Annotated in this window: 13 protein-coding genes; 3 read left to right on the top strand and 10 right to left on the bottom strand. The window is 53.8% G+C overall.

The annotated features are described in order from the left end of the window. The first annotated feature begins 17 nt into the window (after nt 1-17). Both dxs and RIN69_RS05525 read left to right on the top strand, forming a co-directional pair. Nucleotides 18-1883 (top strand): 1-deoxy-D-xylulose-5-phosphate synthase, encoded by a 1866-nt coding sequence (gene dxs / locus RIN69_RS05530; RefSeq protein WP_313856103.1) that lies wholly within the window; start codon nt 18-20, stop codon nt 1881-1883. Between the two features lie 97 nt (nt 1884-1980). Then, nucleotides 1981-2955 carry an aldo/keto reductase gene (locus tag RIN69_RS05525; RefSeq protein ID WP_313856101.1) on the top strand — a complete coding sequence of 325 codons (975 nt, stop codon included), beginning with the start codon at nt 1981-1983 and terminating at the stop codon, nt 2953-2955. A 56-nt stretch (nt 2956-3011) separates the two neighbouring features. Here RIN69_RS05525 and RIN69_RS05520 read toward each other — a convergent pair whose 3' ends face one another. The 6 genes from RIN69_RS05520 to nrdR form a co-directional block, all read right to left on the bottom strand. Further along, complete coding sequence (locus tag RIN69_RS05520) at nt 3012-3533, bottom strand: Ail/Lom family outer membrane beta-barrel protein (protein WP_313856099.1); 522 nt, start codon at nt 3531-3533, stop codon at nt 3012-3014. 245 nt (nt 3534-3778) lie between these two features. Further along, the gene (gene thiL / locus RIN69_RS05515) at nt 3779-4756 is read right to left on the bottom strand and encodes a thiamine-phosphate kinase (RefSeq protein ID WP_313856097.1); all 978 of its coding nucleotides are present in this window, start codon (nt 4754-4756) and stop codon (nt 3779-3781) included. A gap of 53 nt (nt 4757-4809) precedes the next feature. Then, a complete protein-coding gene (gene nusB / locus RIN69_RS05510) occupies nt 4810-5229 on the bottom strand; it encodes a transcription antitermination factor NusB (RefSeq protein WP_313856094.1) in 420 nt (139 codons plus the stop codon). Nucleotides 5230-5249: 20 nt separating this feature from the next. Then, nucleotides 5250-5720 carry a 6,7-dimethyl-8-ribityllumazine synthase gene (ribH, locus tag RIN69_RS05505; RefSeq protein WP_052899253.1) on the bottom strand — a complete coding sequence of 157 codons (471 nt, stop codon included), beginning with the start codon at nt 5718-5720 and terminating at the stop codon, nt 5250-5252. A gap of 89 nt (nt 5721-5809) precedes the next feature. Further along, on the bottom strand, nt 5810-6913 hold the full coding sequence (ribD, locus tag RIN69_RS05500; RefSeq protein ID WP_313856093.1) for a bifunctional diaminohydroxyphosphoribosylaminopyrimidine deaminase/5-amino-6-(5-phosphoribosylamino)uracil reductase RibD: 1104 nt from the start codon (nt 6911-6913) through the stop codon (nt 5810-5812). A gap of 3 nt (nt 6914-6916) precedes the next feature. Beyond that, nucleotides 6917-7366 (bottom strand): transcriptional regulator NrdR, encoded by a 450-nt coding sequence (nrdR, locus tag RIN69_RS05495; RefSeq protein ID WP_026111667.1) that lies wholly within the window; start codon nt 7364-7366, stop codon nt 6917-6919. A gap of 214 nt (nt 7367-7580) precedes the next feature. On the opposite strand from nrdR, the gene RIN69_RS05490 reads away from it, so the two are divergent. Further along, nucleotides 7581-8159, top strand: a complete 579-nt coding sequence (locus RIN69_RS05490; RefSeq protein WP_313856091.1) for a SadB/YajI family lipoprotein — start codon at nt 7581-7583, stop codon at nt 8157-8159. Nucleotides 8160-8208: 49 nt separating this feature from the next. On the opposite strand, the gene secF is transcribed toward RIN69_RS05490, so the two are convergent. From secF to tgt, 4 genes are read right to left on the bottom strand one after another with little or no spacing between them, the layout of a single operon-like run. Beyond that, nucleotides 8209-9177, bottom strand: a complete 969-nt coding sequence (secF, locus tag RIN69_RS05485) for a protein translocase subunit SecF (RefSeq protein WP_313856090.1) — start codon at nt 9175-9177, stop codon at nt 8209-8211. Between the two features lie 10 nt (nt 9178-9187). Further along, complete coding sequence (gene secD, locus RIN69_RS05480) at nt 9188-11035, bottom strand: protein translocase subunit SecD (RefSeq protein WP_313856089.1); 1848 nt, start codon at nt 11033-11035, stop codon at nt 9188-9190. 26 nt (nt 11036-11061) lie between these two features. Beyond that, the gene (yajC, locus tag RIN69_RS05475; RefSeq protein ID WP_313856088.1) at nt 11062-11394 is read right to left on the bottom strand and encodes a preprotein translocase subunit YajC; all 333 of its coding nucleotides are present in this window, start codon (nt 11392-11394) and stop codon (nt 11062-11064) included. Between the two features lie 24 nt (nt 11395-11418). Further along, nucleotides 11419-12543: a tRNA guanosine(34) transglycosylase Tgt gene (gene tgt, locus RIN69_RS05470; RefSeq protein ID WP_313856087.1), complete on the bottom strand. Its 1125-nt coding sequence runs from the start codon at nt 12541-12543 to the stop codon at nt 11419-11421. Nucleotides 12544-12606: the final 63 nt, after the last annotated feature.

Below are 12606 nucleotides of genomic sequence, written 5' to 3'. Positions count from 1 at the left end.
GCCACGATGAGTCTCTGATGAGTTTTGATATTGCAAAATACCCGACATTAGCTCTGGCAAGTTCGGTGCAAGAGTTACGTTTGTTACCGAAAGAGAGCCTGCCGAAGCTGTGTGATGAGCTGCGGCAATATTTGCTCGACAGCGTAAGCCGCTCCAGCGGACATTTTGCTTCCGGCCTTGGCGTGGTAGAGCTTACGGTGGCATTGCACTATGTCTACAACACGCCGTTCGATCACCTGGTGTGGGACGTTGGCCATCAGGCTTACCCGCACAAAATCCTGACCGGACGTCGCGATCGTATCGGCACCATCCGGCAGAAAAACGGTTTACACCCTTTCCCGTGGCGTGAAGAGAGCGAATTCGACGTGCTGTGCGTCGGCCACTCTTCCACCTCGATCAGTGCAGGTCTCGGCATGGCCGTGGCAGCTGGCAAAGAAGGTAAAGGCCGCCGTACCGCCTGCGTGATTGGCGATGGTGCCATCACTGCCGGCATGGCTTTTGAAGCGATGAACCATGCAGGCGATATCAAAGCCGATTTACTGGTGGTGCTGAACGACAACGAAATGTCGATTTCAGAAAACGTTGGCGCACTGAACAATCGCCTGGCGCAGATCCTCTCCGGCAAAACCTACTCGCGCTTGCGTGAGAGCGGCAAAAAAGTGCTGGACGGTCTGCCACCGATCAAAGAGCTGGTGAAACGCACCGAAGAGCATCTGAAAGGTATGGTGGTGCCGGGTACGCTGTTTGAAGAGCTCGGCTTCAACTATATCGGTCCGGTTGACGGCCATGATGTGCTGGCGCTGGTGAATACGCTGAAGAATATGCGTGACCTGAAAGGCCCGCAGTTCCTGCATATTATGACCAAAAAAGGCAAAGGCTACGCACCGGCTGAAAAAGATCCGATTAGCTGGCATGCGGTTCCGAAATTCGATCCGGCCAGCGGCCTGCTGCCAAAAAGCGCGGAAGGACTGCCAAGCTACTCGAAGATTTTCGGTAACTGGCTGAACGAAACCGCCGCTGACGACGCTAAATTAATGGCGGTGACGCCAGCGATGCGTGAAGGCTCGGGAATGGTTGAGTTTTCCCGCAACTATCCTGGACAATATTTTGATGTGGCAATTGCGGAACAGCATGCGGTGACCTTTGCTGCAGGGCTGGCGATTGGTGGCTATAAGCCGGTGGTCGCGATCTACTCTACCTTCCTGCAACGCGCTTACGATCAGCTCATTCACGATGTGGCGATCCAGAAATTACCGGTACTGTTTGCCATTGATCGCGGCGGCATTGTCGGTGCCGACGGGCAAACCCACCAGGGCGCGTTCGATATCGCTTTCCTGCGTTGTATTCCCGACATGCTGATTATGACGCCGAGCGATGAAAATGAGTGTCGTCAGATGCTGTATACCGGCTTCCACTACAATGATGGCCCGAGCGCAGTGCGTTATCCACGTGGTAACGGCACCGGCGCAACGCTGGAACCTCTGGCCGGGCTGCCACTGGGTAAAGGCGTGAAGAAACGCAGCGGTGAAAAGCTGGCGATTCTGAACTTCGGTACGCTGCTGCCGGAAGCGCAGGCCGCCGCCGAAGCGCTGAATGCCACTCTGGTCGATATGCGTTTTGTTAAACCGCTGGATGAGGCATTGATTCTTGAGCTGGCTGCCAGCCACGAATCGCTGATTACGCTGGAGGAAGGCGCAATCAAAGGCGGTGCGGGCAGCGGCGTTAACGAGCTGCTGATGGCTAAACGTCGCCCGGTGCCGGTGCTGAATATTGGTCTGCCGGATCGGTTTATTCCGCAAGGCACCCAGGATGAAGTGCGTCATGATTTCCAGCTGGATGCCGAGGGTATTCGCGCACAAATCGCCAGCTGGCTGGCACAGTAACCTGTCAATGCGCTCCCCGTTCGGGGAGCGTCTCACCTGCTATGCTTATAAAAATCATCTGGCTGGAAAGCCCGTAAGCTGAATAGCAGGAGCACTTATGAAAACCATCCAATTAGGCAGCACCGATCTGCAGGTTTCCCGTCTCTGCCTGGGCTGTATGACCTATGGCGAGCCCGAACGCGGCAAGCACGCGTGGACATTACCGGAAGAGAGCAGCAGGCCGCTAATCAAGCAGGCGCTGGAAGCCGGTATCAACTTCTTCGATACCGCTAATAGCTACTCTGATGGCAGTAGCGAAGAGATTGTTGGACGCGCACTGCGTGACTATGCTCGTCGTGACGAGATCGTTGTCGCCACTAAAGTCTATTTTCCAATGAGTAATCTGCCCGGCGGTCTGTCGCGAAAAAATATTCTGCAGTCGATTGATGACAGCCTGTCGCGGCTCGGTATGGATTATGTCGATCTGCTGCAAATTCACCGCTGGGACTATCACACCCCGCTGGAAGAGACGCTGGAAGCGCTGCATGAGGTGGTAAAAGCCGGTAAAGCGCGCCACATCGGTGCTTCATCAATGTACGCCTGGCAGTTTGCCAAAGCGCTGTATACCGCCGATCTGCACGGCTGGACGCGTTTTGCTTCCATGCAGGATCAGTACAATCTGATTCAGCGCGAAGAAGAGCGCGAAATGCATCCACTTTGCCAGGCAGAAAATATCGCCGTATTGCCCTGGAGCCCACTGGCGCGCGGCCGTTTGACCCGCCCGTGGGGTGAAACTACCGCGCGTTCGGTATCGGATGAGTATGGCAATACCCTGTATAATCAGAGTGAAGAGAACGATGCGGCCATCGCTGAACGCGTTGCAGTCATTGCAGAGGCTAGAGGCGTCAGCCGGGCGCAAATCGCGCTGGCGTGGATGCTGAGTAAACCGGCCGTCACCGCGCCAATTATCGGCGCTTCACGCGCCGGACAGCTGGAAGATTTAGTTAAAGCCGTGGATGTGGAACTCAGCAGTGAAGAGATTGCCGAGCTGGAAACGGTTTATCATCCGCACCATTTAGTGGGGTTTGAGTAGCTGCATGCCACTCAATTTCAGGGCGGCGCTGACGCCGCCCGTGCGAGCCATCACGATCAGAAACGGTAACCCACACCCACTGTCCAGACATTCATCTGGGTGCGTTTATCGTCTTTATCATAGCTCTTTCTCGGTGCCAGGCTACTACGCTCGTAACCGGCATCCAGCACCAGATTTTGTATCAAATCAACCTGAACACCCAGGCCCCAGGTAAAGCCGTAAGTATCACTTTTCGCGTCACTGTGACTGTATGACAGTTGCCCTTTACTTGCCCCGGCCAACGCATACAGCGTGACAAAATCAGCCACGCGCAGTGCCGGACCCGTGGTCAGCGAATAATAATTGAACTTCATTTTGCTAAAGCCCATATCCTGCTCGTTCCAGGTACTGGTGAATGAGCCAGCCCAGCCGACGGGTAAATCGCTGTTGTCATAGATATATTTGGTGTTAAAGCCTTTGGAATTGAGAAAATCGTTTGAGGCGTAACCGGCAGAAAACGTATGGTTACTTTCGGCTTTGGCTGAGGTGTTGACAGCCAATAAGGCTGCTAAAGATAAGATGAGCGTTGCTTTACGCATGTTACTGTCCTTGTTATCTGGTTATCCATCGAATTAAAGAAAGGCGTCTCCTTTCTGGCAGAATCATAACCAGATCTAGTAACGTTACTCAATAGTCACTATGGTAAATCATTGAAAATATCATCAAGGGGAGGAAAGTGTTTGATCTCTGAATAATGTGCTCACTCCCTCACAGAGTAAGGGAGTCACAATACGATGATTATAACGGCCGGTGGTGACCTGAAGGTTTAAAGATTGCCGCCGCTTTAGCGCGCGGCAAAATGGTCGAATCCTTTCAAATCAAACTCAACGGCTTTGCCCTGCTCCATCAGCTTCACCCCTTCCGAAACCGGTGCAATCTGACCAATACAGGTATAGGGCACGCCATGATGACCCAGCGCCACATCCAGCGCACCGCGGTTAATTTCCGGCACGGTAAAGCACAACTCGTAATCTTCGCCACCGGTTAATGCCCAGCGCAGCGCCTGCTGCATCTCAATATTGTCGACCAGTACCGGCGACAGCGGCAGCGCATCGAGATTGATCCGTGCGCCGCAGTCACTGGCTTTCAGGATATGCCCCAGATCTGACATCAGCCCGTCAGAGATATCAATCGCCGAGCTGGCCAGATCGCGCAGCGCCTGACCTTGCAGCACACGCGGCATCGGACGCAAATGACGTTTGATCAGCGCTTCACAGGCAGCAGGATCGGCGATGCGAATATGATGCTGTAACAGCGCCAGACCCGCCGCACTGTCGCCCAGCGTACCGGTTACATAGATCCAGTCACCGGGACGCGCACCAGAACGTTTCAGCGCTCGACCCACCGGCACCAGACCATGAATACCCAAGGTCAGGCTGCGCGGGCCGCGGGTGGTATCCCCGCCAATCAGCTGCATATCGTAGTAATCCAGCAGCTCAAACAGGCTGTCGCTGAAGGCTTTCAGCCAGCTTTCATCAACTTCCGGCAGGGTGATCGCCAGCGTTAACCACGCCGGATCGGCGCCCATTGCCGCCAGATCGCTCAGATTCACCGCCAGCGCTTTATAACCTAAATCAGCAGGATGGATATCACGTAAAAAGTGAATGCCTTCAACCAGCGTGTCAGTGCTTATTGCGAGGGTTTGTTTTTCCGCTACGTTGAGTAACGCGCAGTCGTCGCCAATGCCTTTTTCCACATCGCGACGAGAGCTTGTCACACGATTAAAATAACGTGCGATAAGTTCGAATTCGCCACATGCCATAAATGCGTTCCGCTAAGACTTAAAGAAAAGGCCGGAGAACCGGCCTGAATTGATTATTTGCGATTAGGGCGAATTGCCGGGCCTGCTTTATCCAGTACGCCGTTGACGAATTTGTGGCTGTCTTCAGCACCAAATATTTTCGCCAGCTCGATACCTTCATTGATGGCCACTTTGTAAGGCACATCGGAGCGCTTACTCAGTTCAAACAGCGAAATACGCAGGATGGCTTTTTCCACCTGGCCCAGCTCTTCCAGCTGACGCGACAGGTAAGGCTTCATCAGACCGTCGAGGTATGCGCTGTTGGTTGCAACGCCGCCCACTAACTCACGGAAATAGTTGATATCGACGTCTTTGACGTCTTGTTCCGCCAGAAACTGGTATTCGACATCAGCGATGTCGTTTTTAGACAGCTGCCAGGAGTAAAGCGCCTGGACAGCGCACTCACGGGCGCGGCGACGTGCAGCAGGTTTCACAAAATTCCCCTTACAAAAAATCAGGCTTTGATGGCTTTCAATACATTAATCATTTCGAGTGCAGTCAGCGCAGCTTCTGCGCCTTTGTTACCCGCTTTGGTGCCGGCGCGCTCAATGGCCTGCTCGATGTTTTCGGTAGTCAGAACACCGAAAGCCACCGGAATGTCGCTGTTCATCGCAACACTTGCCAGGCCAGAGCTGGCTTCACCAGCAACATATTCAAAGTGCGCGGTGCCGCCACGGATTACCGTGCCGAGCGCGATTACCGTGTCATGTTTACCGGCTTTCGCCAGCGCACGCGCGGTAATCGGTAATTCATAAGCACCTGGAACCCAGACGACAGTGATATTTTCATCTTTTACCTGGCCGATACGCTTCAGCGCGTCAATTGCGCCGCTCAGCAGGCTTTCATTGATGAAGTTGTTAAAGCGCGCGATAACAATTGCAACGCGAGCGTCGGGAGTGGCAACAGCTGCTTCGATAATCTTCATATTAGTCCTTTCAGGGTTCTGTTTGGCCCCGCAGGGGGGCGGATTCTATCATACTCTTCGTCGGTCTGCTTCCGCTTTTCCGCAGGCCGCTAGCGAGGACTCAGCGTCAGGCGCAAATCTGGCCCAACCTGACGGACATCGCTAAAAGAAAATTCTGGTGCATCAGCCAGTTGCGTTAGCCCAGGCAGATGACACAGGCCGCGCGCATGGTCACCCAATAATTTTGGCGCAAGGTATACTATCACCTCGTCGACCACACCAGCGGTCAACAATGCACCTGCCAGACTGGCTCCGGCTTCAACCCACAGGGTATTTACCTGACGTTTGCCCAACAGCATTAATAAAGAGACCAAATCGATACGCTGATTCAGCGCCGGAACTTTCAGCTGTTCCACGCTCTCTGGCCAGGCTTGCCGATCCGGCTGCAAACGCGCCAGCAGGCTGTTACCCGGCAGGTTAATCAGGCGGTGCTGTGGCGTCACGCGGTTCTGACTGTCAATAATCACCCGCAGCGGCTGATGTAAATCTTCTGCGGCATAAGCTGCGTGGCTGGCGCTGTCCAGCTCTTCCCAGCGCACCGTCAATGACGGATCGTCTGCCAGAACCGTGGCGCTGCTGCTGAGAATCGCCGAACTCTGCGCCCGCAGTCGCTGCACATCACGCCGCGCCTGCGGTGAGGTGATCCACTGGCTTTCGCCGCTGGCCATCGCCGTGCGACCATCCAGTGAGGCACCCAGTTTAAGCTGTACCCACGGAAAACCGGTGCGCATACGCTTAAGAAAGCCGCGATTAAGGGCTTCGGCTTCATGGCTCATCAGGCCATGACTGACCTCAATGCCCGCCTGCTTCAGACGATAAAGCCCGCGCCCAGCCACTTCAGGGTTAGGGTCCTGCATGGCGGCGACCACACGCTGCACGCCAGCAGTAATCAGCGCATCACAGCAGGGGGGCGTGCGGCCAAAGTGGCTACAGGGTTCGAGCGTAACGTAAGCGGTCGCGCCTTTGGCTTTATCACCGGCCATGCGCAGCGCATGCACTTCAGCGTGCGGCTCCCCGGCGCGCTGATGCCAGCCCTCACCGACAATCTCGCCGTCACGAACAATCACACAGCCAACATTGGGGTTCGGCGTGGTGGTAAATCTGCCCCGGCGCGCCAGCTCCAGCGCACGGGCCATGTAAAATTCATCTCGCATGGCTTAATCCTGTAAGCGGGCGATCTCTTCGCCAAATTCACGGATATCTTCAAAGCTGCGATAAACCGAGGCAAAACGAATGTAAGCCACTTTATCCAGCTTTTTCAGCTCGTCCATTACCAGATTGCCAATCATCTTGCTCGGCACTTCGCGCTCGCCGGTAGCGCGCAGCTGGGTTTTAATATGACTTATGGCGTTTTCCACGTCATCAGAATTAACCGGGCGCTTTTCCAGTGCCTTCATCAGGCCGCTGGTCAGTTTATCTTCGTTAAAAGGTTCGCGAATATCATTGCTCTTGACCACACGCGGCATCACCAGCTCTGCCACTTCGAAAGTGGTAAAGCGCTCATGACATACCAGACACTGACGACGGCGGCGCACCGAAGTACCCTCACCCACCAGACGGGAGTCAATCACTTTGGTATCCACAGCAGAACAGAATGGGCAATGCATGATGCTTCCTGATAATTCAGCAAATTGTTCAACAGTGTAGCGCGAAGTGCCGTTCAACAAAATAACCGCATTTGGCTTTCCTTGCCTTTCCGGCTACTTTGCCTCAGTTGCGCATTCCGCGCAGCAGTGCAAAAGAAATGGCGTAAATTCCGCTATGCTTAACTGATAACTGAAACAGTCCTGTTTTCAAGCTATCGCGAGACGTGGAGGCGAGATGGAAAGGAATAAGCGGTACAAACCCGCATTACTGGCAATGGTGATCATGCTGGCCGGTTGCGCAGCACCGAAGCCACCCGCAGTCAATCAACTGCACAATGAAGTGGGTAAACTTAATCAGGAATTGCGTCAGCTGACCGATCAGGCGTCGATGCTTGAGCAGCAGCGCTTGCTTAACAATGGTGTAGCCAATGGCGCATGGCTACTGCCGTCAGCTAATACCGCCGTCGTATTACAAAGTAATGCCGGGCAGCTGCGGCTGTCATTAAGTCATGTCGAAGCGGAAGCCAACGGCACCCGCGCGCTGTTACATATCCGCGCGGCAAGCGAGCAACGGCTGGTACCAATGACGATTAAAGTTGAATGGGGCGAACTCGATCCGACCACCGGAAAACCGCTGGCGGTCGACAGCCAGTCGCAAACGATTGAAGTTCCCTCTACTTTGCTACCCAGAGCCGATGCTACCGTGCCACTGCGTTTAAGCGGTATTCAGCCGGAACAGCTTGGCTACGTGCGGGTGCATGATGTCATGCCCGCCGCGGCAACCTCGCCGGTTACGCCGCCGCCAGCGCAATAAAAAAAGCCACGCAAATGCGTGGCTTTTTATTAACCGTGCGGTTCCGCTGTTAAGGCAGAATCGACGGTTGATCCGCACCTTCTTTATCCACTTTCTGCTGGATCATGTGCTCACGCTTCATGCCCAGTTTCAACGCCAGCGCAGAGGCGACGTAGATGGAAGAGACGGTACCGATTGAAACACCAATCAGCATGGTCAGCGAGAAGCCTTCCAGCAGTGCGCCACCGAAGATATACAGCATCAGCACCACCACTAACGTGGTAGCGGAAGTCATAATGGTACGGCTCAGCGTCTGGGTCAGTGAGACGTTAACGATATCGTAAGGCGTGCCGCGACGGATTTTGCGGAAGTTCTCACGAATACGGTCCGATACCACGATACTGTCGTTCAGCGAGTAACCGATAACCGACATCAGTGAGGCAATAATGGTCAGGTCAATCTCGACATGGAACAGCGAGAGAATACCCATGGTGATGATCACGTCGTGCGCCAGTGCTAATACCGCACCCAGCGCCAGTCGCCACTCAAAGCGGAAACCGACGTAAATCAGAATCGCAATCAGCGCTACCAGCAGCGCCATGCTGCCCGCCTGCGCCAGATCGCTGCCCACGCTAGGGCCGACGAACTCAATACGCTTAACCGTCGCATTTTGCTCAGTCGCCTGATTGATAATCGTCACCACCTTGCTGCCTAACTCCTGACCCGCATTGCCTTCATTTGGCGACATGCGCACCAAAACGTCACGGCTGCTGCCAAAGTTCTGCACCTGCGGTTCGGCGAAACCGGAATTCACCAGCGCCCCACGCAGGGAGTCCAGATCGGCAGGCTTCTCGAGGGTAATTTCAATGACTGTACCGCCGGTGAAATCAAGCCCCCAGTTAAATCCGCGCACGCCCATAATGATCACCGCAGCGACCAACAGCAACCCGGAAATGGTGAAAGCCAGTTTATCCCAGCGCATAAAGTCATGAACTTTACGCCCGTAGTTTAGTTGTTCAACGCTATAGTCCTGTGCCACAACGCACTCCTCAAATAGACAGCTTGTTGATGCGTTTGCCGCCGTACAACAGGTTGACGATGGCACGTGTACCGACAATTGCAGTGAACATTGAGGTCACCACGCCGATGGCGGTAGTGATCGCAAAGCCTTTAATCGAACCGGTACCCACAGCGTACAGAATGACGGCGGTAATCAGGGTGGTTACGTTAGCATCGACGATACTGGAGAACGCACCTTTATAACCTTCATGAATCGATTGTTGAATCGACCGACCATTCTTCAGCTCTTCTTTGATACGTTCATTGATCAGTACGTTGGCATCAACCGCCACCGCCAGCGTCAAGACAATACCCGCGATACCTGGCATGGTGAGCGTGGCACCCGGCAGCAGCGACATCACCCCGATGATTAACACCAGGTTAGCAATCAGCGCCGAGGTAGCAATCACACCAAACTTACGGTAGTAAACCACCATAAACACGATAGATGCCAGCAGACCCCACAAGCACGCTTCCAGACCCTGTGTGATGTTCTGTGCACCCATGGTCGGGCCGATAGTCCGCTCTTCAACGATCTGAATTGGCGCGATCAGCGCACCGGCACGCAGCAGCAACGACAGTTGACGCGCTTCGTTCGGGTTATTGATACCGGTAATACGGAAGCTGTTACCCAGACGAGACTGGATATTCGCAACGTTGATCACCTCTTCCTGCTTCTCAAGGATGGCGCGACCGGTGGCATCTTTCTTACCGCTGTCTTTGTACTCAACAAACAGCGTTGCCATTGGTTTACCAATATTGTCCTTGGTGAAGTTGGACATGATGTTACCGCCAGCGCTGTCCAGTGAAATATTCACCTGTGGCTGGTTGTACTCATCGGTACTGGAAGTGGAATCGGTAATATGGTCACCGGTCAAAATCACACGCTTGTACAGCACAACCGGCTGCCCTTCACGGGTGTTTTTAACTTCAGAGTCACCAGGCACACGGCCAGAAGCCGCCGCAGACTGATCGACGCTGGTGTTGACCAGACGGAATTCCAGAGTTGCGGTTGCGCCAAGAATCTCTTTCGCACGCGCAGTATCCTGAATCCCTGGCAGCTCTACCACGATGCGGTCAGAGCCCTGACGCTGCACCAGTGGCTCGGCCACGCCAAGCTGGTTAACACGATTACGTAAAATATTGATGTTTTGCTGAACCGCATACTCACGCGCTTCACGCATACGCTCGTCACTCATCACAGCACGCAGTGCATTACTGCCGCTGTTGCTGATAACCAGATCGCGATGGCGGGAAGTTAAGTACTGCACCGCATCATTACGGGCGCTGGCGTCACGGAAACGCACTTCCACACCGTAGTTATCAATTTTACGAACGTTAGTGTAAGGAATATTTTTGTCACGCAGGTCGCTACGCAGGCTGTCGGTATTCTGTTCCTGCAGTTTACCCAGTGCGGTATCCATATCCACTTCCATCAGGAAGTGAACACCGCCACGCAGGTCAAGGCCGAGTTTCATCGGCTCTGCCCCCAGCAGACTCAGCCAGGCTGGCGTTGCTGGTGCGAGGTTAAGTGCGACAACGTAATTCTCGCCAAGAACCTTCATAATCGCTTCGCGGGCGCGCAGCTGCACATCCGTATTAGCGAAACGCGCCAGAATGGCACCGTTTTCCAGCGCAATTGATTTGCTCTGAATATTGTCTTGTTTTAATGCTTCCTGGATCTGACCCAGCGTTTGCTCACTGGCGGCGGCACCGCGCGCGCCAGTGATTTGAACAGCCGGATCCTCACCATAAAGGTTGGGAAGTGCGTACAGCAGACCGACGAGAATCACGACGATCAGCATGATGTACTTCCACAGAGGATAACGGTTTAACACGGCAGTTCCCTTAGGGAAAAACTAAATTACAGCGCCTTTATCGTACCTTTCGGCAGAACGGCAGCCACGAAATCACGTTTGACCACAACTTCCGTTGTATCGTTCAGCGCAATTGCTACATAACCGGTTTCAGCGACTTTAGTCACACGACCTACCAGACCACCGGTGGTCAGCACTTCATCACCTTTGGCAATGGAGTCCATCAGCTTCTTGTGCTCTTTCGCACGCTTCTGCTGCGGACGCAGGATCATGAAGTAGAAAATCAGACCAAATACTACCAGCATGATTACCAGAGAATAAGGACTTCCCTGAGACGGCGCGCCTGCTGCAGCCACTGCGTCAGAAATGAAAAAGCTCATTAAATTTCCCTCATTGTTTAATTATCAGACGGTTAAAGGCGGAACTGCCTTACCCTTCCGTTCATAGAACTCGGTAACGAAGCACTCTAATTTACCCTCTTCGATGGCCTGGCGTAAACCCGCCATCAAACGCTGGTAATAGCGCAAGTTATGAATAGTGTTCAGCCGCGCACCCAGGATTTCATTACAGCGATCAAGGTGGTGCAAGTAAGCACGGCTGTAACTGCGACAGGTGTAGCAATCACATTCGGCATCCAGCGGAGAGGTGTCATCTTTATACTTCGCATTGCGGATTTTAACCACGCCATCGGTCACAAACAGATGACCGTTACGCGCGTTACGGGTTGGCATCACACAGTCGAACATATCAACGCCGCGACGAACCCCTTCCACCAGGTCCTCAGGTTTACCCACGCCCATCAGATAGCGCGGCTTGTCTTCCGGGATCTGCGGGCAGACATGCTCCAGAATACGGTGCATATCTTCTTTCGGCTCACCGACCGCCAGGCCGCCCACAGCGTACCCATCAAAGCCAATCTCTACCAGCCCTTTGACGGAGACATCACGTAAATCTTCGTAAACACCGCCCTGAATAATGCCAAACAGCGCATTTTTATTGCCGAGCGAATCGAAACGGTCACGGCTGCGTTGTGCCCAGCGCAGTGACATTTCCATCGAGTTTTTGGCGTAATCCCAGTCAGCAGGATAAGGCGTACATTCGTCAAAGATCATGACGATATCGGAACCGAGATCGTACTGAATCTCCATCGATTTTTCCGGATCGAGGAAGATAGGATCGCCATTGATCGGGTTACGGAAATGAACGCCGGCTTCGGTGATCTTACGGATATCACCGAGGCTGAATACCTGAAAACCGCCGGAGTCGGTAAGAATCGGGCCTTTCCACTGCATAAAGTCGTGCAGGTCGCCATGCAGCTTCATGATCTCCTGGCCAGGACGCAGCCAGAGGTGGAAAGTGTTGCCCAGAATAATCTGCGCGCCGGTCTCGTGCACTTCTTCCGGGGTCATCCCCTTAACGGTACCGTAGGTGCCGACCGGCATAAACGCCGGGGTTTCTACCACGCCACGATCAAATACCAGGCGTCCGCGACGGGCGCGTCCATCGGTAGTATCAAGTTCAAACTTCACATTGCCTCCAGACCATCAGAGAAACAGTCTGATGATGTTAACAACCGCGCGCTGCGCGATTAA

Source organism: Winslowiella toletana (assembly GCF_032164335.1).
Lineage (GTDB): Bacteria > Pseudomonadota > Gammaproteobacteria > Enterobacterales > Enterobacteriaceae > Erwinia > Erwinia toletana_A.
This window is presented reverse-complemented; position numbering and strand designations above follow the sequence as displayed.